The 20,721-nt window shown below is 68.9% G+C and carries 14 protein-coding genes; 6 read left to right on the forward strand and 8 right to left on the reverse strand.

Going from position 1 to position 20,721, the window contains the following annotated elements; genetic code table 11:
* Positions 1 to 2: 2 nt before the first annotated feature.
* Both purH and GZ998_RS10065 read right to left on the reverse strand, forming a co-directional pair.
* Positions 3 to 1,667, reverse strand: coding sequence for a bifunctional phosphoribosylaminoimidazolecarboxamide formyltransferase/IMP cyclohydrolase (purH, locus tag GZ998_RS10060; RefSeq protein WP_219109810.1), 1,665 nt, complete (start codon positions 1,665 to 1,667; stop codon positions 3 to 5).
* Positions 1,668 to 1,868: 201 nt separating this feature from the next.
* Positions 1,869 to 3,161, reverse strand: a complete 1,293-nt coding sequence (locus GZ998_RS10065; protein WP_219109757.1) for a DUF6350 family protein — start codon at positions 3,159 to 3,161, stop codon at positions 1,869 to 1,871.
* A 304-nt stretch (positions 3,162 to 3,465) separates the two neighbouring features.
* On the opposite strand from GZ998_RS10065, the gene GZ998_RS10070 reads away from it, so the two are divergent.
* Together GZ998_RS10070 and GZ998_RS10075 are read left to right on the forward strand one after the other, a co-directional pair.
* Positions 3,466 to 5,844, forward strand: a complete 2,379-nt coding sequence (locus GZ998_RS10070) for a 6-phosphofructokinase (protein ID WP_219109758.1) — start codon at positions 3,466 to 3,468, stop codon at positions 5,842 to 5,844.
* A gap of 169 nt (positions 5,845 to 6,013) precedes the next feature.
* Positions 6,014 to 7,195: a chloride channel protein gene (locus GZ998_RS10075; RefSeq protein WP_219109811.1), complete on the forward strand. Its 1,182-nt coding sequence runs from the start codon at positions 6,014 to 6,016 to the stop codon at positions 7,193 to 7,195.
* On the opposite strand, the gene GZ998_RS10080 is transcribed toward GZ998_RS10075, so the two are convergent.
* The 4 genes from GZ998_RS10080 to GZ998_RS10095 form a co-directional block, all read right to left on the reverse strand.
* On the reverse strand, positions 7,192 to 9,048 hold the full coding sequence (locus GZ998_RS10080) for an alpha-glucosidase (protein WP_219109759.1): 1,857 nt from the start codon (positions 9,046 to 9,048) through the stop codon (positions 7,192 to 7,194). The two genes, GZ998_RS10075 and GZ998_RS10080, sit on opposite strands and share 4 nt — an antisense overlap.
* A gap of 202 nt (positions 9,049 to 9,250) precedes the next feature.
* Positions 9,251 to 10,171, reverse strand: a complete 921-nt coding sequence (locus GZ998_RS10085; RefSeq protein ID WP_161923850.1) for a carbohydrate ABC transporter permease — start codon at positions 10,169 to 10,171, stop codon at positions 9,251 to 9,253.
* Between the two features lie 6 nt (positions 10,172 to 10,177).
* Positions 10,178 to 11,113: a carbohydrate ABC transporter permease gene (locus GZ998_RS10090; protein ID WP_237564308.1), complete on the reverse strand. Its 936-nt coding sequence runs from the start codon at positions 11,111 to 11,113 to the stop codon at positions 10,178 to 10,180.
* A 20-nt stretch (positions 11,114 to 11,133) separates the two neighbouring features.
* Positions 11,134 to 12,402 (reverse strand): ABC transporter substrate-binding protein, encoded by a 1,269-nt coding sequence (locus GZ998_RS10095; protein ID WP_162679436.1) that lies wholly within the window; start codon positions 12,400 to 12,402, stop codon positions 11,134 to 11,136.
* A 146-nt stretch (positions 12,403 to 12,548) separates the two neighbouring features.
* On the opposite strand from GZ998_RS10095, the gene GZ998_RS10100 reads away from it, so the two are divergent.
* Together GZ998_RS10100 and GZ998_RS10105 are read left to right on the forward strand one after the other, a co-directional pair.
* Entirely contained in the window at positions 12,549 to 13,718 is a 1,170-nt protein-coding gene (locus tag GZ998_RS10100) for an ROK family transcriptional regulator (protein WP_219109760.1), read from the forward strand.
* A gap of 22 nt (positions 13,719 to 13,740) precedes the next feature.
* Positions 13,741 to 14,025 carry a hypothetical protein gene (locus tag GZ998_RS10105; protein ID WP_161923848.1) on the forward strand — a complete coding sequence of 95 codons (285 nt, stop codon included), beginning with the start codon at positions 13,741 to 13,743 and terminating at the stop codon, positions 14,023 to 14,025.
* 35 nt (positions 14,026 to 14,060) lie between these two features.
* Here GZ998_RS10105 and GZ998_RS13410 read toward each other — a convergent pair whose 3' ends face one another.
* A complete protein-coding gene (locus tag GZ998_RS13410; protein WP_161923847.1) occupies positions 14,061 to 14,426 on the reverse strand; it encodes a substrate-binding domain-containing protein in 366 nt (121 codons plus the stop codon).
* Positions 14,427 to 14,428: 2 nt separating this feature from the next.
* Between GZ998_RS13410 and GZ998_RS10115 the strand changes: the two genes are divergently transcribed.
* Positions 14,429 to 16,912 (forward strand): TIM-barrel domain-containing protein, encoded by a 2,484-nt coding sequence (locus tag GZ998_RS10115; RefSeq protein ID WP_162679434.1) that lies wholly within the window; start codon positions 14,429 to 14,431, stop codon positions 16,910 to 16,912.
* Positions 16,913 to 17,113: 201 nt separating this feature from the next.
* Here GZ998_RS10115 and GZ998_RS10120 read toward each other — a convergent pair whose 3' ends face one another.
* Positions 17,114 to 18,817: a glycoside hydrolase family 13 protein gene (locus GZ998_RS10120; RefSeq protein ID WP_219109761.1), complete on the reverse strand. Its 1,704-nt coding sequence runs from the start codon at positions 18,815 to 18,817 to the stop codon at positions 17,114 to 17,116.
* A gap of 244 nt (positions 18,818 to 19,061) precedes the next feature.
* Between GZ998_RS10120 and GZ998_RS10125 the strand changes: the two genes are divergently transcribed.
* Positions 19,062 to 20,690, forward strand: coding sequence for an MDR family MFS transporter (locus tag GZ998_RS10125; protein ID WP_237564307.1), 1,629 nt, complete (start codon positions 19,062 to 19,064; stop codon positions 20,688 to 20,690).
* Positions 20,691 to 20,721 lie beyond the last annotated feature (31 nt).

The following is a 20,721-nucleotide window of genomic DNA, read 5'->3' on the forward strand; positions in this document are numbered from 1 at the left end:
GGTCAGTGCGCGAAGTGACGGGTGCCGGTGAAGTACATGGTAATGCCCGCGGCCCGGGCGGCGGCGATGACCTCCTCGTCGCGGATGGAGCCTCCCGGCTGAACCACGGCGCGCACGCCGGCGTCGATAAGCACCTGCAGGCCGTCGGCGAAGGGGAAGAAGGCATCCGATGCGGCCACCGACCCCCGAGCGCGCTCGGGGGCCGAGACCCCGGTGCCCGCAGCGTCCACGGCGTCGCCCGCCGCGTCCCCGGTCATGCGGGTACCAAGTGTGTTGGCCCGCTCAACCGCCAGCCTGCAGGAGTCCACCCGGTTGACCTGCCCCATACCAACGCCGACAGTTGCCCCGTCCTGGGCCAGCAGGATGGCGTTGGAGCGCACGGAGCGTATGGCACGCCAGGCGAATGCCAGATCCGCCAGGGTGGCGGCGTCGGCTGCCTCACCCGCCACGAGCTCCCAGCCTGCGAGGGCGTCGCCGGGAGCGTCGACGGCGTCGCGTTCCTGAATCACGGCGCCGCCGGAGATCTGCTTGACCTCCCAGCCACCGCGCTCCGGCGGGTTGACAACGAGGATGCGTAGGTTCTTCTTGGTCGACAGGATCTGCACGGCCTCGTCGTCGTAGGCGGGCGCGGCGATCACCTCGGTGAAGATCGGCTTGATCTGGCGGGCCATGGCGGCCGTGACGGTGGCATTGGTGGCGATGACGCCGCCGTAGGCGGACACGGGGTCGCAGGCGTGGGCCTTGCGGTGCGCCTCCGCCACGTCGCCGGTGGCGGACACGGCCACGCCACAGGGGTTGGCGTGCTTGATGATCGCCACGCAGGTGGCCTCGCCGTGGTCATAGGCAGCGCGGACGGCGGCGTCGGTGTCGGTGTAGTTGTTGTAGCTCATGGCCTTGCCTGACAGCTGCCGGGCGCCGGCCACGCCCGCCCCCGGCGCGGCGTCGGCGGCGGTGTACACGGCGGCCCGCTGGTGGGGGTTCTCACCGTAGCGCAGCGGGTTCAGGCGCGTGTAGGCGTCCCCCACGTAGGCGGGCATGGCGGGCGCGGCGTCGACCGCGTCAGCCTCGAGCCGGTGCGCGAACCAGGAGGCGACGGCGGCGTCATAGGCCGCGGTGTGGGCGTAGGCGGCCGCAGCCAGGGCACGGCGCTGGGCGAGGTCGAAGCCCCCGGCGGCCACGGCGTCGGCCACCTCCTCGTAGCGGGCGGGGTCCACCACCACCGCGACCGACGGGTGGTTCTTCGCGGCGGCGCGCACCATGGAGGGACCGCCGATGTCGATCTGCTCCACGCAGGCGTCGAAGCCTGCGCCTGCGGCGACCGTCTGGGTGAAGGGGTAGAGGTTGACCACGACCAGGTCGATCGGGGCTACCTCGAGTTCGGCGAGCTGCGCCTGGTGCTCGGGCTTGCGGCGGTCCGCGAGGATGCCGGCGTGGATGCGCGGGTGCAGGGTCTTGACGCGCCCGTCCAGGCACTCGGGGAACCCGGTGACCTCCTCCACCGCGGTCACGGGCAGGCCGGCCTCGGCGATGGTCGCGGCGGTGGAGCCGGTGGAGATAATCTCGACGCCGTGGCCGACCAGGGTGGCGGCCAGCTCGGTCAGGCCGGTCTTGTCATAGACCGAGAGCAGGGCGCGGCGGATCGGAATACGCTCGGAACCGGACTGCACGGCAGAGTTGCCAGCAGAGTCGGCGGCGGAGTTGGCGGAAGAGTTGGCGGAAGAGGGCGACGGGGTCTGGGCGGTCACGAATGCTCCTTGTGCCGGTGTGGCGGGACGCCCAGGCGGGCGACGCCCCGTTGAGGGTAACCGGTGTCCGGTCGGCCGCTTCCCGGTGGTGCCCCACCCGCGCCAGTTACGGCCAGGGTCAGCCTACCGCCTCCCCGCATGCCCCCTCAGTCGCTCCCAGGCATTGTCTGCGGCAGCGCTCGTTGCCGCCGCGGTTGCCCGCACCCCACGACCGGTGAGCGCGCGGGTACGCGGGTGTGGCAGTACCGCCACCACTCCCACTCCAAAGAGCACCATGAGCAGCACAATCGCAGCGACATAGCCGCTGCGCGGGCCCACTTCGGTCATGCGCCCAGGACCGACCTGACCGGACGCGGCCAGGCACGCCAGCAGCACGCCGGCACCGAGTACCAGGGCCACGATCAAAGTCGTCAGTGCCGCCTGCCGCAGGGGCAGTTCCCGGAGCGCCTGCCGGTGCCGCCATGCCGCCACTGCCGCGGCCGCCGCAATGAGGAACGGCAGGAGCGCTCCGCCTGCGCCCAGTGCCCCGGTGGGCAGTCCCCCCAGCAGCGGCAGCGCGGGTACGGCTCCGGCCAGCACGCGGGTGGGCGAGAAGACAGAGCCTGTGCCCACTACGAAGCCCGGGCCAGCCACCCATGACAGTGCCCATACCAAACCGGTGGGCAGCCAGCCCAGCTGCAGCAGTGCCAGCCCGGCCGTTCCCGCGAGGTCCCCGCCTACGAGGGCGTCATGCAGACGCGACACCCGGCCCGCTCCTGCGATCAGCCCCACCAGCGCTACCGCGCCTGCCAGGACGGCCAGTGCCAGCGCCGTCTCCCGGCACAGTCGCACGGCCATGACGCTCCACTGTGGTCGCTGCGCCCACCGGTCGGCGGCCTTCCGCCAACCCCGGCCGACGCGCTGCAGGTGCGCGGCGGTGACCGCCGCGGTGAGCACCGTTATGCCAATGACGGCGGCCCCGGTGCGTGAGGTGGCCGGATGGGTTGCAGCCACGATGGCCAGCGCCGTCAGCGCGGCGACACAAACGGTCACCGCCCCCGCGCGCGGGCCGCTGGGCCGGGCGCGGCGCACGCACGCGCGCGTGATCCACGCCTGCAGCAGCGTCAGCCCCAGCAGCGGCAGGCTCAGCGTGCCGTACTCGGCCGCTCCAGCCCCGAGCGAGCCGCCGAATCCGAGGCTCCACAAGCCGGTGCCGGTGCGCAGCACGCCGCCCAGGGAGAGGGCCGCCGCGGCGTCGCGTGAGGATGACAGCAGGTAGAGGACGAGGGTCGGCAGCACCACAAGCCCCCAGCCGAGCACCACGGACTCCGCCCCGGCGCGCGCGGCCAGCGGCCAGTCATCCGGCAGGCCGCGTCGCACCGGAGAGCCGCCCGGGCCCCGCGAACTCCGCCGGCCGAGCCGTTGCCCAAGATTCATGCCCGCTTCTCCATCCTGTTGGTGCTGCGCCCCGCGATGTCGGTCCCGACGGCGCCGGAACGATCACCGCCGACCTTAACGCGGCTTAGCGAGCGGACCGAGGTCAGACACGGGGCGCCACCGGAGCCTGCCGGACGCCGCCCGCCCCGCGCTCCCGGCGCTCCTGCACGCGCACGTGCGGCACCGGCGGGAGGAGGCCGGTGAACAGGCCGTGAACGACTTGGGCCAAGACCACCGCTGCGGCGGGGGCCACACTAGAATCAGGTCCAGAGCCAGGCAGCGGACGTCCACGGAAGGATTCACCATGTCTAGTGAAACGCAGCGCGATACCTCGCCCGGACCGGCGGTTGACGCGGATACCGGTGCCTCTTCGCCCGGTGAGCCCGTACGGATCGGGGTGCTGACCTCCGGTGGCGACGCGCAGGGTATGAACGCCGCAGTACGTGCGGTGGTGCGAACCGCCTTGCGCATGGGCGCCCAGCCGTATGCGGTGATGGAGGGCTGGGCGGGGGCCGTGGCCGGCGGTGAGGGCGTACGCAAGCTGGAGTGGGACTCGGTGGGCTCCATCCTGCACCGCGGCGGCACCATCATCGGCACCGCCCGCTCGGCGGAGTTCCGGGAGCGTGCCGGGCAGCTGGCCGCCTGCCGCAACCTGCTGGAGCACGGTATTGATCGCCTGGTCGTGATCGGCGGCGACGGCTCCCTGACCGGCACCAACGAGTTCCGGAACAACTGGCCCTCCCTGGTGGCCGAGCTCGTTGAGCGTGGCGACATCTCCGCGCAGACGGCGGCGGCCCACCCGGTGCTGATGGTTACCGGCATCGTGGGTTCGATCGACAATGACTTGGTGGGTGCGGACATGACCATCGGCACCGATTCCGCCCTGCACCGCATCCTCGAGGCGATCGACGACATCTCCTCCACCGCCGCCTCCCACCAGCGCACCTTCATCGTTGAGGTCATGGGTCGGCACTGCGGCTACCTGGCGCTCATGGCGGCAGTGGCCGGCGGCTGCGACTACGTGCTCGTGCCCGAGCTCCCGCCGGATGACGGCTGGGAGGAGGACATGTGCCGCAAGCTGTCCAAGGGCCGCGAGGCCGGGCGGCGGGAGTCGATGGTAATCGTGGCCGAGGGCGCCACCGACCGGTCCGGGAACCCCATCACCGCCGACGACGTCAAGCGGGTCCTGGCCGAGCGCCTCGGCGAGGAGGCCCGTGTGACGATCCTCGGTCACGTCCAGCGCGGTGGCAAGCCGAGTGCCTATGACCGCTGGATGTCCACGCTGCTGGGGTGCACCGCGGCCCGCGAGGTGGTTCTGGCCACGCCCGAGAGCGAGCCGGTGATCATTGCCGAACGGCGCAACCGTATCCGGCGCCTGCCCATGATGGAGCAGGTTCGCGCCACCCGCGCCGTCAAGGACCTGGTAGCAGCCGGCGACTACCAGGGCGCTGTAGCAGCGCGCGGCTCGAGTTTTGAGCAGATGCTCGGCATCTTCGAGACCATGTCCACCCCGCCGGCCCTGGATCCGGCGGCCGGGGGCGCCCTGAACCCGCAGGCGGGACGCTCCCGGCGAGTCGCAGTAGTGCATGCGGGTGGGCTGGCGCCGGGCATGAACACGGCGGCACGCGCCGCTGTGCGCCTGGGCCTGGACCACGGCTTCACAATGCTCGGGGTACACGGCGGCTTCCCGGGCCTGCTGGATGGGGATGTGCGCGAGCTGTCCTGGGACGACGTCGAGGGCTGGGTCGGCGACGGCGGCGCCGAGCTGGGTACCCGGCGCGACATCCCCACCATCGAGCAGCTGTATTCCTTGGGGCGGGCCATCGAGTCCCACCAGATCGACGCCATGCTCATCATCGGCGGGTTCAACGCCTACCTGGCAGCGCACAAGCTGGTCACAGAGCGCGGCCGCTACCCGGCCTTCAAGATCCCCATGATCTGCGTGCCCGCGTCTATCGACAACAACCTGCCCGGCTCGGAGCTGTCCATCGGCGCCGATACCGCCCTGAACAGTGCGGTGGAGGCGCTGGACGCCATCAAGCAGTCTGCGGCCGCCTCGCGCCGCTGCTTCGTGGCCGAGGCGATGGGGCGCCGCTGCGGCTACCTGACCCTGATGAGCGGTATCGCCACCGGCGCGGAACGGGTGTACCTCAACGAGGAGGGGCTGACGCTGAAGAAGCTGGCCCAGGACTCGGCTCGCATGGTGGAGTCCTTCCGCTCGGGCCGCAAGCTCTACCTGGTGATCCGCAACGAGCGGGCCAGCGAGAACTACACCCTGGACGTACTGGCGAAGATCTTCTCCGAGGAGAGCGAGGGCCTGTACGACGTGCGCCAGGCGCAGATCGGTCACCTGCAGCAGGGCGGGGACCCGACTGCCTTCGACCGGATCATGGCCACCAAGCTGGTGGCGCACGCCCTGGAGCTGCTTTCCGACCAATTGGACGCCGGCACCTACCACTCCAGTTACGTGGGCCTGGTAGAAGGACGCATCACGCATCATCGCCTGGAACACATGGATGAAGAACTCGACCTGACGGCGCGTCGCCCCCTGCACCAGTGGTGGATGGGGCTGCGCGGCGCCATCGGCCTGGTCAACAAGGACCTGGGAGTCATGGCGCCGGCGGACGTCCCCGACTTCGGCGAGACGGTGTCGCGGGCAGCCTCCGCCGAGGACAGGGACTGACCGCGCTGCGCGGGGGCAATACCTGGATCCACGGCTGCTCGGCTGCCGGTAGGGTCGCACAGTGACTCCACGCCGATCCGCATCCTCATCCAACTCGCGCACCGGCGCTGCGCGCCTGCCAGTAGCCGCACTGTTGGCGGGCGTAGCCGCGGGCCTGATCGGCATCGCCATGGCCTTCCTGCTGGAGAGCTTCGAGTGGCTGTTCTACGGGGTCGGCGAGGGCGCGCTCCCCCAGCGCGTGCAGGCAGCCGCCGCCTGGCGGAGAGTGCTGGCCCCGGCCGTCGGCGGCCTGGCGGCCGGCGGCCTGTGGTGGTGGGAGCGGTCCACCGGCGGCGTATTAGGCGTTGAGGCGGCGGTTGGGGACGTCTCCGGCCGGGCGAGCCGTCGCATGGGCCTGCTGCGCCCCTTCGCCGACGGCGTGCTGCAGGTGCTCACCGTCGGCGCCGGCAACTCGGTCGGACGTGAGGGCGCGCCCCGGCTCATGGCCGGCGCGGTCGCCGCTCGAGTCGCCTCCCGCCTCGGCCTGGGGCCGCATCCGGCCCGCACCCTGGTGGCCGCGGCGGCCGGCGCGGGGCTGGCGGCCATGTACAACGCGCCCCTGGGCGGGGCTGCCTTCGCCGTCGAGATCACTATGCCAGCGGGTATGCGCCGACGAGGCGTGTGGCTGGCCATACCGGTGAGCCTGCTGGCCACGGTGGTCTCCTGGCTGCATTCGGGCGGGCGGCCCACCTTTGCGGTGAGTATCGACGGGCCTGACTCCGCCACCCTAATGGCAGCCCTGCCGGTGGCGGGGCTAGCGGCACTGCTGGGTGCGGGCGCACGGTCGCTGTGGGTCCGGTTCAAGGATCACCGGCTGCCGGACACCTGGGCGCTCCCCCTGGGCATCGGGGCTGCCGGCCTGCTGACGGGTACAGCCTCCCTGTGGGTGCCGGTGCTGCCCGGAAACGGCCGTGATGCCCTGGAGGCGGCACTCGTCTCCCCCACGACCAGCGCCGCGCTGGTGGGGCTGGCAGGTGTCGTCATCCTTAAGCCGCTGCTGACCGGGATCACGCTGGGGGCGGGCGCCACCGGCGGGCTGCTGGCGCCGTCCTTCGCCCTGGGCGGCAGTGCAGGCGCGGCGGTGGCGGTGGCCGCGAACCTGGCCGGCTGGCAGGTGAGCGTTCCGGTGCTGGCGCTCGTCGGCGCCGGCGCGGTGCTGTCAATCACGCAGCGGGCACCCGTGTTCGGCACGGTGTTCGTGTGGGAGCTAGCCCGCGGCCCCCTGTGGGTGCTGGCCCTGATGGCGGTGGTCTCCGTATGCTGCTGGTGGCTGACGTCCCGGCCCGGCCGCATGCGCGGCTCGAGTGCCTAAAGCCGACGGCGCAGAATCACGGAGTCCCAGCCCGCCAGGCGCGCGGGCATCCCCGTGCCGGAGGCGGCCGCCTCCTCCACCGGCAAGGAGGCCATAAGCACGCGCTCGGAATCGTTCCACTCCCCCAGGTCCAGTCCCTCGGCCGCCAGTCGACCACGCAGGGCGGAACCGGGCCCGGTCTCCAGTCCGGCGCGCGTACACGAGGCGGCCAGCAAGACCTGCTCGCGCTCACCATCTGCTCCCACATACTCGCGCAGCAGCGTCCAGGAGTCGGCGGCGTCAGCATCCAGGAGCCGGAAGGTGCCCAAGGCGACGGCGTCGTCGTGGTGGCGCAGCGCGATCAGCGCCCGGTAGTGCTCGAAGACGCTGCCGGGCACGCCCACCTGGGCGGCGGCGTTGATCTCCCTGAAGTTGGGAGCGACATCGATCCAGGGGGTGCCCGTGGTGAAGCCGGCGTGGGCGGTCGCGTCCCACTGCACGGGGGTGCGGGCGTTGTCGCGTGAGTTGACGGCCAGGCCGGCCAGCAGGGCGGCCGGGTCGTCGCCGACGCCGGTGCGCTCACTGAAGTAGTTGATTGACTCCAGGTCCCGGTAGGAGTCGATGCCGGCGAAGACAGTGTTGGTCTGGCCGAGCTCCTCCCCCTGGTAGACGTAGGGGGTGCCGCGGTGCAGGTGCAGGATCGAGGCGATGGTCTTCGCGCTCATCTCCCGCCAGGCGGGGTCGCTGTCGCCGAAGCGGGAGACGGCGCGCGGCTGGTCGTGGTTGTCCCAGTAGTTGGAGTTCCAGCCCCGTTCGCCGGTGACGCGGCCGGCGGCGTCGACCTCGGGGGCCAGGGCGGCCTGCCATCCAGCCAGGTTGCGCTTAAGGGCGACGCGGTCCAGTGGCTGTGGATCGAACTTGCCGCCGGGCCCGTCGGTCAGGCCCACGTGCTCGAACTGGAAGACCATGTCCACCTCGCCACGGGCCGGGTCGGTGTAGCGGGAGGCCTCGGTGGTGTTCACGCCGGGGGTCTCGCCGACGGTGATGATGTGTCGGCTGCGCGGGGCGAAGACCGCCTGGTTCATCTCGTGCAGGAACTCGTGCACGCGCGGCCCGTTGGCAACCAGGGCCGCGCCGTCGCCGTACAGGGCGCCGTCCGGGCGGGGGCCGTCGGCGAGTGGATAGGTTTTGGAGATCAGGTTAATGACGTCCATGCGGAAGCCGTCCACTCCGCGGTCGAGCCAGCGGCCCATCATGTCGTATACGGCGTGGCGCACCTGGGGGTTCTCCCAGTTCAGATCGGGCTGCTTGACGGAGAACAGGTGCAGGTAGAACTCCTGCGTGCCCTCATCCCACTGCCAGGCGGGCCCGGAGAAGAAGGAGCCCCAGTTGGTGGGCTCGGTGCCGGGTTCCCCCGGCTTCAGGCCGGGGAACGCGCGGGCGGGCCGCCAGATGTACCAGTCCCGCTTGGGACTGTCCTTCGCGCTGCGGGAGGCGGAGAACCAGGGGTGCTCGTCGGAGGTGTGGTTGACCACCAGGTCCATCACCAGGCGCATGCCACGCTCGTGCAGGCCCGCGATCAGGGCGTCGAGGTCCGCCAGCGAGCCGAACATCGGGTCGATGTCCTCGTAGTCGGAGATGTCGTAGCCGTTGTCGTCCTGCGGGGAGCGGTAGACGGGGCTGAGCCAGACGACGTCGACGCCGAGGGCGTCCAGGTGGTCCAGGCGGGATGTGATGCCGGGGATGTCGCCGTAGCCGTCGCCGTCGGTGTCCTGGAAGGAGCGCGGGTAGATCTGGTAGACGACGGCGCGGCGCCACCAGTTGGCGTCGTCTCCGACGTGGCGGGAGCTGACGATGAATGGCGGATAGCTCATGGCAGTGGCCTTCCAGATTGGGTGGTGGAGCTGCGGTTCCTCCCCGGGGCGCGGGACGACGGCATGCCGCGCCCCGGGGAGGAACCGTTGAAACCGTTCCCGGCACGTCATTAGTGCCGGTCTGGGTGTGTTACAAGTGCCGATCTCGGCGTGTCACTAGTGCCGGTCTCGGCGGGGTTGGGAAGAGCCTATGTCCTCTCCCCTACTTCTGGCTGCCGCGCATGACTCCGGAGATGACCCAGCGCTGCGCCACCACGTACACCAGGAACATCGGGGCGATCGCCATCAGGTAGGAGGCGAAGGACACCGGGTAGTTCGTGTTGAACTGTCCCTGGAAGACGTACTGCGCTAGCGGCAGGGTCGCCTTGGACTGGTCGGTCAGGATCACCAGCGGGAGCAGGAAGTCGTTCCAGGCCCACAGGCAGGTCAGGATCCCGACGGTCGCGTTCATGGGCGACAACAGCGGGAAGATGATCCGCCAGAAGATCGTCCAGCGGCTGGCGCCGTCCATGGCGGCCGCCTCCTCCAGCTCCTCCGGGATGGACTTGATGAAGGAGGTGTACATCAGGATGTTGAAGGCCAGGCCGTAGACCACGTACAGCAGGATCAGGCCGGCCTCGTTGTCCAGGTGTAGCAGGGCGGTCTCCTTGACCACCGGCAGCATGATGATCGGGAACGGCACGAACAGGGCTGCCACGAAGTAGTAGTACAGGCGACGAAACCACGGGCGGTGCATGTTGCGACCCAGCGCGTAGGCGACCATGGAATTGGACAGCAGGGTGAACACGGTCGCGCCGACGGTGATGATGGCGGAGGTCAGCACCCGCCTGGGGTAGGAGGTCATCTCCCATGCCGTAGCGAAGTTGTCCAGGCTCCAGGATCGGGGCAGCGCCCAGCCGGAGGTGGCCAGCTCCTCGGGGGTCTTGAACGCGGTGACCACGGTGAAGTACAGCGGCACCAGCACGGTCAGGCTGAGCACGATCGCCAGCAGGGTGGTCCACCAGTTGGTGCGGCCGAATACGCCTCTGGAGGCGCGGCGCACCCGATACACCTCGGGATCGGCCGCGCCCAGGCGGCTTTCGGAGGGGCGGGGACTGTCTAGGTTGGCTGTTGTGGCGGTCATGGCGGATCAGACCCTTTCCTGGCTCTGGGTGAAGCGGAGCTGGGCGAAGGACAGCGCCACCACAATGAGGAAGTAGATGACGCCGTTCGCCGTCTGGTAGGCGTACTCGCCGCCCTGGAAGCCGTTCTTGAAGATCAGGTAGGAGATGGACTGGGTGGCGGTGCCCGGACCGCCGGAGGTCAGGGCCACGATCTGGTCGAAGACTCCGAGGAAACCCTTGAATGACAGCACCATGTTGATGCCGAGGTAGGGGATTATCAGCGGCAGGGTCATGGACCACAGCCGCCGCACCGGGCCGGCGCCGTCGATGGCGGAGGCCTCGTAGATCTCCTCGGGCACGGTCTGCAATCCGGCCAGGTAAATGATTGTGTTGTAGGCGACCGACTGCCACACGCCGACGACGACGATGGCCAGCCACGCCAGGTCCTCATTGGCCAGCAGCGAGGTGCTCAGCCACTCCCATCCCAGCGCCTGCCCGATCTGGGGCAGGTTGTTGGTGAACAGGTAGCTGAAGATGTAGGAGACGACCAGCACCGGCAGGATGTAGGGCACGAAGAACACGCCGCGAAAGAAGGTGCGCGCCTTCATCTTTGAGTTGAGGATGAGGGCCAGGCCCAGGGCGATGATGTTGGTCAGGACGGAGGCGACGATCGCGTACTTGAAGGTGAACAGGTACGAGCCCCAGATAATGTCATCGGAGAACAGGTTCCTGTAGTTCGTCAGGCCGACGAAGTGCCAGTCGCCGTAGCCCTTGAAGTTGGTGAAGGTGTAGAAGACACCCGTCAGCAGCGGGATCGTCAGCAGCAGGGTGAAGACGAGAGCTGCCGGGACGAGCATCCAGATGAAGGCCGGGTCGACCTTCTTGGCCTGGTTGTCCCGGATCTTGCCCGGTGCCGCCTGCGGGTCGCCGACCCGCGGCGCGGTGGCGGTTTGCGTGGTCATGGTGATTCGGTCCTCCTGCCTCAGGCTGTCTCGTTGATGCGACGGACAACCTTGTTCCACTGGGCGTCCAGGGTGGTGATGAGCTGGTCCAGGTCGCCGTTGAACAGGTATTGCTGCATATAGGCGTTCAGGGTGATAGCCGGCGGGAAGTTGTGGTCGGAGTAGGTGGCCACGCGCCCGGCGTCGAAGTAGGGCTGGAGCCCCTCCAGGGCGGGGTCCTGGGCGGATAGTGCCGTCAGGGTCGGGTAGGCGACCTGCTCGTCGCAGTAGGCGGTCATATTCGCCTCGTCCATCAGGTACTTGAAGAAGCGCAGGTTCTCCTCCAGGTGAGCGGGGTTCTCCCCCATGGTCAGGGCCACGTCGACGCCGGAGACGACCTTGGTGTCGGCAGCGTTGTCGGCGGGGGTGGCGAAGGTACCCAGGTTGATGTCCGGGTTGTAGGAACGGATGGCGGGAATGGCATAGGTGCCGTGCCAGTACATGGCCGCCTTGCCCTGAGCGAAGCCCTGATTGCCGTCGTTGTAGCCCAGGGCGGCCTTGTCGGCGTTGCCGTACTGGACCGCCTGGTGCATCTTCTCGAACACCGGACTGAGCTCGGCGAAGGAGGTGCCCGAGTCCAGGTCGCGGCGCTTGTCGTACCACGCGGCGACGCCGTCGGTTAGGTAGGAGCCGGACAGGGAGGAGAAGGCGGGCGCCCCGGTCCAGTTGTCCTTGATGGCCCAGTAGAAGGGATCAATGCCCTGGGCGGTGAGCTCGTCGCAGATTTCGATGAGCTCATCCCAGGTGGTCGGCGGCTCGACGCCGGCGGAGTCGAAGACGTCCTTGTTGTAGATGATGCCCGAGCCGTTGTCGGCGAAGGCCACGCCGTTGGTCTGACCCTCGCCACCGGTGCCGAGCGTGTCCAGGATGGAGGCGATGGACGGGTTCACGCCGTCGAGGAGGTCGGTGCGGTTGAAGTCGTAGAAGATGCCGGTGTCCGCCAGCGCCCCGTAGTTGTAGTCGCCGTTGATGGTGATCAAGTCCGGGGTGTCGCCCTTGACCAGGCGAGCACGCAATGAAGTGATGTTGTCGGCCTGGAAGTTCTGGGTGACGACAATGTCCGGGTTGGCGGCATTGAAGTCCTCGCAGATCTGGTCGAACAGTGTGATGGCCTCGCTCTTGAACTGGAACAGCTCCAGGTGGACCTTGCCGTCTCCGGACGAGCAGCCGGCGAGGGTGCCGCCCGTGGCCGCGAGCGCCGCCGCCGTCGCCGTACCGGCGAGGAAGGAGCGCCTGCTCAGTGCTCTCATGGCTACCTCCGTGCATCCTTGCTGAGGTTAGGTGGGGGTGGGAGTGCCACCGGTCGGCGGCAACACAGATTATTCTGCACCAGAAGAAACCTGTGCGCAAGCCCACCGGCCACGAGCATCACCCCAGAGTCGGGCATGATGGGGTCATGGCCGACTCAAGCGCCCCGGCCGGGACCGAATCACCCACATCGCCCTGGACCGCTCTCAGCGACACCCAGCGCGAGATCGTGCTCGCCCTGCTGCGTTACGGACGATTGCTGCGCCCCGAGATCATGCGCATAGTTGGCATCTCCCCCGGCTCGGTCACCCGTCTGACGACGCCGTTGGTGGATGCCGGACTGCTCACCACGCACACGCTGCAGGTGGCCGACACCGGTCGGCCGCAGTCTCCGCTGGAGGTACGCGCCGACGCCGAGTCCGTGGTGGGAGTTGGCCTGTCAACGAACCTGCTGACGGCCGTCCTGACAGACCTGCGCCTGGGCGTTCTCGCCACCGTGCGCCGCCCGCTTACGGGCCACTCCCCCGCAGAAATCATCACCGAGCTGGCCGCCGCGCTCACCGATCTCGCCGGCGCTTCCGCGGACGCTCCGCCGCCCTCCTGCTTGGGGATCAGCCTGGGCGGCACCGCGCGCGACGGGCGCACGGTCGATGAGGCCGTGTTCTACGGCTGGCACCGAGTGCCTCTGGCCGATTTCGTTGAGGCCCGGCTGGGCGTGCCGACCATTATCGGCAACGACCTGACCGCACTGACGCTGCGGGAAGCCTGGTTCGGAGTGGGACGGGTACACGGCCGCTTCAGCCTGCTCACGGTGGGTGCGGGCGTCGGCCATGGACTGGTAGTAGACGGCCAGGTCGTGACCAACGCCGACGCCGAGATGGGTCTGCTGGGCACGGTGCCGGTACCCGACGGCGCTCGGCCGGCCAGCGCCGCAGCGGCGATGGACTGCCTGACCAATGAAGCAATCGAACACACCTGGGTGCAGCGCGGCCACGACTGGCTGCCAGCGGCGGACATCGTCGAGCTGGCGACCGCGGGGGACGGCGACGCCGTGTCTCTATGCGCTTCCTACGCGCGCAGGCTAGGGCGCTTGCTGGGCATGGCTGCGGCGTTCACCCTGCCCGAGGTCGTGGTGGTTGCGGGCGAGCGCGCCGGCATCGCCACGCTCTTTGAAGACGAGGTGCAGCAGGGGATCGCCGCGGTACGCCGTGCCAGTGCGACTCCGCTCGATGTGGTCGTGCGCGAGCACGACCGGGCAGAATGGGCCACCGGCGCTGCCGCCCTAGCCCTGCGCGCCCACATCCTCGGTGAACTATGATTCATGTCATACCAACGTGGTCGTGACAGCATCGCGGCCCGCGAGAGAAGAACTCATCATGTCCAGGTCACAAGGCTGCACCGGAGGCGGTTCCAAGCGCAGCGGGTCAAAACGCTCCGAGCCGCATTTTGCACGGCATGTCCTGGCAACTTTCATCGTTGCCGTTGTGGTTTGCGCCGTCTTCGCGGCTCTGGGACGTGCCGACAACATCCCCCTTGTCCTCCTTGTCGCCCCCATCATCGGCATCCTCGACGCTGGCGCCATGAAGCTGAAGCACGACGATGTCGAAGGCAAGCGACGCGAGTGAGGCAGCCCCTCGGGTTCTATCGGCACCTTCCGGTATCAGCTCGGCGCCGGCCCCAGTGTCCTGCCCTCCTGCCAGGCGACCGGTAGCACGGTTTGCCGCGGGGCGCCATCACCGTCGCCCAGCTCATCCAGCAGAAAGGCGACGGCGGTAGTGGCCTTGTCCCTTATCGGCTGACGGGTGGTCAGCGGCGGGTCGGCGTAGCGGGCCAGGTCCAGCCCGTCGAAGCCGACCACGGAGACGTCCTCGGGCACCCGCTGACCCGCCCGTAAAACAGGGCGAGGATTCGCGAGGACGAGCCCGCCAGCGAGCGGGCCGCGGCGGTGCACTAACCTAACGTTTATCGCAAAACTTGCTGGCGGACTGGCCGCCTTCCGGACTCGAAATACGCTTTGAAAGGCCACCCATGACCTCTCCCCTCTCCTCCGGTTCGGACCGTCCCCGCCCCGCCCCCGCCCGCCCCGGCGCGGTCGTCGCCGGCCCCGACTGGCGCTTCACGGTGCTGACCTCGCGGCTGATCCGCATGGAGTACTCCCACAACGGCAACTTCGTGGACGCCGCCACCCAGCTGGTGGTCTCCCGCGATCTGGGCCCAGTGCCGCAGTTTGAAGTCCGCCGCAGCGAGGACCGCGTCGAGATCATCACCGAGCACCTGCATCTGACCTACCTGCCGGCGCGCGGCTTTTCCGACTCCGGTCTCAGTGTCACCCTGCGCACCGCCGTCATCGGCGTGCATGGCGGCACCTGGCGCCACGGCGACCGGTGGGACCCGGATGAGCTCTACCGCACCAACCTGGGGGGCACCGTGCGCACGCTCGACACTGTGGATGGTGCTACCGCAGTTCAGCCCGGCCTGCTGTCGATCACCGGGCACTCGGTTATTGATGACTCCGGTTCCCTGCTCATTCAGGAGGACGAGTGGGTGCGCCCGCGTCCGCACTCCGACGCCGCCTCCGGCCGGGCACCGGACCAGGATCTTTACTTCTTCGGCTACGGGCAGGACTATCGGGCGGCCCTGCGCGACTTCTTCGCGCTGACCGGCCCCACCCCGCTGATCCCGCGGGCACTACTGGGCAACTGGTGGAGTCGCTACCACAAGTACTCCGAGGAGTCCTACCTGGCGCTAATGGACCGCTTCGCCGCCGAGCAGCTGCCCTTCTCCGTGGCCGTGGTCGACATGGACTGGCACCTGGTGGACATCGACCCGGCAATCGGCAATGGCTGGACCGGATACACCTGGAACCGGGCGCTGTTCCCGGACCCTGAGTGCTTCCTGGCGGCCCTGCACGAGCGAGGCATGCAGGTGACACTCAACCTGCACCCCGCCGCCGGCATACGCCGTCACGAGGACGCCTACGCGCCCACGGCCCGCGCCCTGGGTATGGATCCCGCAACGGGTGCGGATATCCCCTTCAACATCGGCGACAAGGCCTTCACCGCCGCATACCTGGAGCACGCCCACCACACCCTGGAGGCGCAGGGCGTCGACTTCTGGTGGCTGGACTGGCAGCAGGGAGGCGCTACCGACATTCCGGGGCTGGACCCACTGTGGATGCTCAACCACGTCCACTACCTCGACTCCGGGCGCGAGCGCAGCGGCCCCGGCCAGACCAGCTATCGGCGTCGTCCGATCACCTTCTCCCGGTTCGCCGACGCCTCCAGCCACCGCACCCCGATCGGCTTCTCCGGGGACACGGTAACCTCCTGGGAGTCGCTGCGCTTCCAGCCGGAGTTCACCGCCACCTCCGCCAACATCGGCTACTACTGGTGGTCCAATGACATCGGCGGGCACATGCTCGGGGCCAAGGATGATGAGATGGCAGCCCGCTGGGTGCAGCTGGGCTGCTTCTCCCCTATCAACCGCATGCACTCCACCACTTCTGTGTTCAACTCCAAGGAGCCGTGGCGCTACTCCCGCGACGCCCGGGAGACCATGAACGCATACCTGCGGCTGCGGCACCGGCTCGTGCCCTACCTGTACACGTGGGCCCGGCTGGCACACACCGACGGCACCGGCCCGGTGCGGCCGCTTTACCACGACTACCCGACGCGCATGGGCTCCTACGACAACCGCAATGAGTTCCTCTTCGGGGACCTGCTGGTCATGCCTGTCACGCGCCCCGCCGACCCGGCCGCGCGCCTGGCCCAGGAGGAGGCCTGGCTGCCCCAGGGCACCTGGTTCGACCTGCCCACCGGACGTCGTTACGACGCCGCTGCCGCCGATGGCCGCGTGCTCACCTTCTCCCGTCCCCTAGAGCAGGTGCCCGTCCTGGCACGCGCCGGGTCCGTAGTCGTCGGCGCCGAGGACCTCACCGAGGCGGCCGGCGACAACCCGCGTCACCTCTCCGTGCTCGTGGTGCCGGGGGCCGACGGCGAGTTCGTGCTCGAGGAGGACGACGGCTCTCCCGAGCCCGGTCCCGACGCCGTGGTGCGCACCCGCTTCACACTGGCCTGGGACGAGGCGGCCGGCTCGGCCCGCCTGGAGATCACCCAGGACGGTCCGGAGAGCACCGTGCCAGGCGAGCGGGAGATCACCGTGCACCTGCTGTCCACCGGCGGACGGGCCACGGCCCGTGTGAACGGCGCCGAGGTCCCCCTCAAGGAACGCCCTGCCGATGGCTTCACGCTTGGTGCTGGCCTGGATGTCTCCCTGGGCGCGGTGCGTCCGGCCGACGGCGTCGTGCTCGAGCTTTCGGGCGTGAGCACCAGGCCGCCGTCGCTGGCAGACGAGGTATTCCGGATCCTTGAACCAGCTCAGATGTCCTACCCGGCCAAGGACCGGGCCTGGGGCGTGGTCTCCTCCGGTGCGACCGGAGGTGCGCTCATTGGCGGCCTGCGCGCGGCCGGCCTGCCTGAGCAGCTGCTGGCCGCCATCAGCGAGGTGGCTTAGCCGTTTGGAGTGCTCGCGTCAGTTTGCAGCGCTCACGCCGGTTTGGACTGCCCCGGTTGCACACCGGGGCAGTCCAAACCGGGGAACCGCATCCCGAATGAGAGCGGGCAGGCCGAATACGAGGCTTATCGAGCGCTACTCCGGATTAACCGGGGCACCTGTGGCGTGGCCTGACGGACCGTTCGTCAGCGCGGAGGCCGCTCAGGCAGCCAGCCACAGGGCCGCGTTAGCGGGAACGGTTATGGCGTCGAGGCGCCCGCCCGTCTGCCCGTTCCAAGACTGCACCAGTACGGTGCCCGCCCGCGGCAATCGGACTTCTTCATCTCCCATGTTGATCGCAACTATGACCTCGCCGTTGCGGAATGCGAGCACCTGCTCGGGCAGACCCGCCACCCATTCGACCCCGCCTCTCCCCAGCTGCCATTCACGCCTGGCGGCGATGGCACGCCGGTACATGGCCAGGGTGGAGTCGGGATCAGCCGCCTGTACGGCCGGGGCGTAGGCACCCCAGCCCTCAGGCTGCGGGAGCCAGGTCCGTCCGGTGGCGTTGAAGCCGCAGGCGGGTCCATCGGCGGCCCAGGGCAGCGGCACACGACAGCCGTCGCGCCCACGCGTGCGCTTGCCGGTGCGCAGCCAGGCCGGGTCCTGGCGGCAGGCATCTTCCATGGTGGTGTGCTCGGGCAGGCCCAGCTCCTCCCCCTGGAACATGTACATGCTTCCGGGCAGACCGAGGGCGAACAGCGTGGCGGCGCGGGCCTTGCGCAGCCCCAGGGCGATGTCCGGCTGCGGATCCTCGGCGCCGATACCGTCGTCCGGCTCCCTCCCCGGGGGAAATCCGAAGCGGGTGGCGTGGCGGACGACGTCGTGATTGGACAGTACCCAGGTGGTTGGCGCGCCCACGGCGGCGTTGGCGGCCATTGAGGTGTCGATGACGCGGCGCAGGTCAGCGGCACGCCAGGGGGACTTGAGGTGGTTGAAGTTGAAGGCCTGACTCATCTCGTCCTCGCGGACGTACTTGGCCATCTGCTCGGGCGGATCCACCCAGGCCTCTGCCACCAGCAGAATGTCCGGGCGTATGCCGCTGAGCACGCTGCGCCAGTCACGGTAGATGTCGTGTACGCCGGGCTGGTCGAACATGGGACCGTTGTCAGCGGTCTTAGGCCGCTCATCGCCGACGGGGGCACCGCGCCAGCGGTCCTCCCCCAGAGCGTCGTCGGGCAGGCCGGGAGCCTTGACCAGGCCGTGGGCGACATCCACGCGGAAGCCATCCACCCCGCGCCCAGCCCAGAAACGCAGGAATTCACGGAACATCCCGCGTACATCGGGATGGTCCCAGTTAAAGTCGGGCTGCTCGGCGGCGAACAGGTGCAGGTACCACCAGCCGCGGTCCTCCCTCCGGCCGGTAAGCGGCTCGACCCGAGACCATGCCGGGCCGCCAAACAGGCTGCCCCAGTTATTCGGCGGCCCGTCCGGGTTGTGGCGGAAGATATAACGCTCGCGCTCCGGCGAGCCGGGGCCCGCCTGCAGCGCGGCACGGAACCAGGCGTGCTGGTCAGAGGAGTGGTTGGGCACCAGGTCGATGACAACCCTGATGCCGACGGCGCTAGCAGCGGCCACCATATCGTCGAAGTCATCCAGCGTCCCGTACTCGGGGGCCACGCCGAAGTAGTCGGCCACGTCGTAGCCGGCGTCAACCTGCGGAGATGGGTAGAAGGGCGACAGCCAGATTGCATCCACCCCCAGCGCGGCCAGGTGGTCCATATGCGAGGTGACGCCGGGCAGGTCACCGAGGCCGTCGCCGTCGGAGTCGGCGAAGGAGCGCGGATAGATCTGGTAGATGACGGCGTCGCGCCACCAGGCGTCCTGGTCAGTGCGCACAGTCACGAGCGGAGCAAGAAAGGTCATGAGGTCTTCTGGTCGTGGAACGGGGCTAGTCCGGGAGCAACCGTTCCCGGGGGCGCAGGTGGATGGTACATAGTCCGATCACCAGCTCCGCGCTTGGCGGCGCCGGTGCACTTGGGGTGCCCAATACCTCTCCGCGGGCATTTCCCAGCGATCCCGTCCGTTTGGCAAAATTTGTTGCGCGACGCGCCGTTCCCGGCTCCGGACCGCTCCCCACTTGGCGCGCCGTGAGGAGAGACGCGAGGTTATGAGCAATACCCCCACGCAAGACGCACATGTGAGCCCGCAGCCGGGCTCGCAGGGGATCTCCGGCACCGTCGCGGGCATGACCTTCCGCCCCGACCGGCGATTCTGGGTCGTGTACATCTGCCTAATGATGGTTCAGTTCCTCACCGCGATGTACCACACGGTGATCGCCACAGCGCTGCCAACCGTCATCGGCGACCTGGGCGGCGTGGCGCACATGTCCTGGGCCATCACCGCCTACACGCTCGGACAGACGCTGGCCATGCCGATCAACGGCAAGCTCGGCGACCTGGTGGGTCGCAAGCAGCTCTACCTGCTGGCCATCGCACTGTTCGTCGGCGGCTCGGCCCTGTGCGGCCTGGCGGCCGACATGTTCTCCTTTACTATCTTCCGCTTCGTGCAGGGGCTGGGAGGTGGCGGCCTGATGATCTGCTCCCAGGCCATCACCGGCGACATCATCCCGCCGCGTGTACGCGGCACCTACATGGCACCCATGGGCGCCATGTTCGGCATTGCCGCCATCCTGGGCCCGCTTCTGGGGGGATGGCTCTCGGACTGGCTGGGCTGGCGCTGGATCTTCTGGTTCTTCCTGCCCTTTGGTCTGTTCGCCTGGGTGGCGGTGGCCATCGCGCTGCGCATGCCGCGGCGCGTCGGCAGCTTCAGCGTCGACTGGGCCGGGCTGACACTGACCAGCATCGGCGCCGCGGGGATCGTGCTCATCGCCACCTGGGGCGGGACCACGTACGCCTGGAACAACCCGGTGATGGTCGGGCTGATCTGCGTCACCGTGGCTGCCTGGGCCGCCGCCGTCCCGGTGGAGAGACGAGCCACCGACCCGATCCTGCCGCTGCAGGTGCTGACCAATCACACCTTCGTCATCGCCACCGTCGTCTCGGTGCTCATGGCCGCCTGCATGTTCGGCATGAACGGTTACCTGCCAACCTACCTGCAGATGGTCCACGGAGTCTCTGCCACCGTGTCTGGCCTGCTGCTTGTGCCGGGCAGCATCGGAATGTTCACCGGATCGCTGTTGTCGGGCACGCTGGTTACCCGCACCGGGCGCTACAAGCCCTTCCCGATCGTGGGCTCGCTGGTGGCCGCGGCCGGAATGGCCATGCTGGGTCTGCTACCCGCCGACGCCCACGTGGCCTGGACCGGCGTGGCGGTGTTCATACTGGAAATCGGCATCGGGATGTTCCTGCAGCTCAGCGTCCTCGTCATCCAGAATGCGCTGCCCGCCAGCATGCTCGGCACCGCCACCTCCACCAACAACTTCTTCCGGGAGATCGGGGTCTCGATCGGCAACACGGTGGTTGGGGTGCTGTTCACCAGCCGACTGACCGCCTCCCTGCTCTCCCTCGGCCTCGACTCACAGGCAGCCGCCTCAATCACTCCGGCGATTGCCCGGAACCTGAACGCCGCCACGGGCGCCGCAGTGGTGGACGCCTACCATCACGCGCTGGCTCCCGTGCTGCTGGCGCTGGCCCCGATGCTGCTGCTAGCGGCTGCAGTCGCCGCCCTGTTCAGGCCGATCCCGCTGTCGACCAAGACCGGTCTGGAGCAGCTCGAGGAGGAGCTCGCCGCAGACGGTACCGATAATGCCCGACACACCGACGGCGCGAACGGCTAGGCTTGACCTGACACCGCTGTCCCACACGACC

It is taken from the genome of Actinomyces sp. 594 (assembly GCF_019325145.1).
In the GTDB taxonomy this organism is placed as follows: Bacteria; Actinomycetota; Actinomycetes; order Actinomycetales; family Actinomycetaceae; genus Actinomyces.

Bases quoted from the DNA above. Each gene is read 5' to 3' on its own strand.
- GZ998_RS10065 (WP_219109757.1), bottom strand. From the start codon at position 3,161: ATGAATCTTGGGCAACGGCTCGGCCGGCGGAGTTCGCGGGGCCCGGGC.
- GZ998_RS10070 (WP_219109758.1), top strand. From the start codon at position 3,466: ATGTCTAGTGAAACGCAGCGCGATACCTCGCCCGGACCGGCGGTTGAC.
- GZ998_RS10075 (WP_219109811.1), top strand. From the start codon at position 6,014: ATGGCCTTCCTGCTGGAGAGCTTCGAGTGGCTGTTCTACGGGGTCGGC.
- GZ998_RS10080 (WP_219109759.1), bottom strand. From the start codon at position 9,048: ATGAGCTATCCGCCATTCATCGTCAGCTCCCGCCACGTCGGAGACGAC.
- GZ998_RS10085 (WP_161923850.1), bottom strand. From the start codon at position 10,171: ATGACCGCCACAACAGCCAACCTAGACAGTCCCCGCCCCTCCGAAAGC.
- GZ998_RS10090 (WP_237564308.1), bottom strand. From the start codon at position 11,113: ATGACCACGCAAACCGCCACCGCGCCGCGGGTCGGCGACCCGCAGGCG.
- GZ998_RS10095 (WP_162679436.1), bottom strand. From the start codon at position 12,402: ATGAGAGCACTGAGCAGGCGCTCCTTCCTCGCCGGTACGGCGACGGCG.
- GZ998_RS10100 (WP_219109760.1), top strand. From the start codon at position 12,549: ATGGCCGACTCAAGCGCCCCGGCCGGGACCGAATCACCCACATCGCCC.
- GZ998_RS10115 (WP_162679434.1), top strand. From the start codon at position 14,429: ATGACCTCTCCCCTCTCCTCCGGTTCGGACCGTCCCCGCCCCGCCCCC.
- GZ998_RS10120 (WP_219109761.1), bottom strand. From the start codon at position 18,817: ATGACCTTTCTTGCTCCGCTCGTGACTGTGCGCACTGACCAGGACGCC.
- GZ998_RS10125 (WP_237564307.1), top strand. From the start codon at position 19,062: ATGAGCAATACCCCCACGCAAGACGCACATGTGAGCCCGCAGCCGGGC.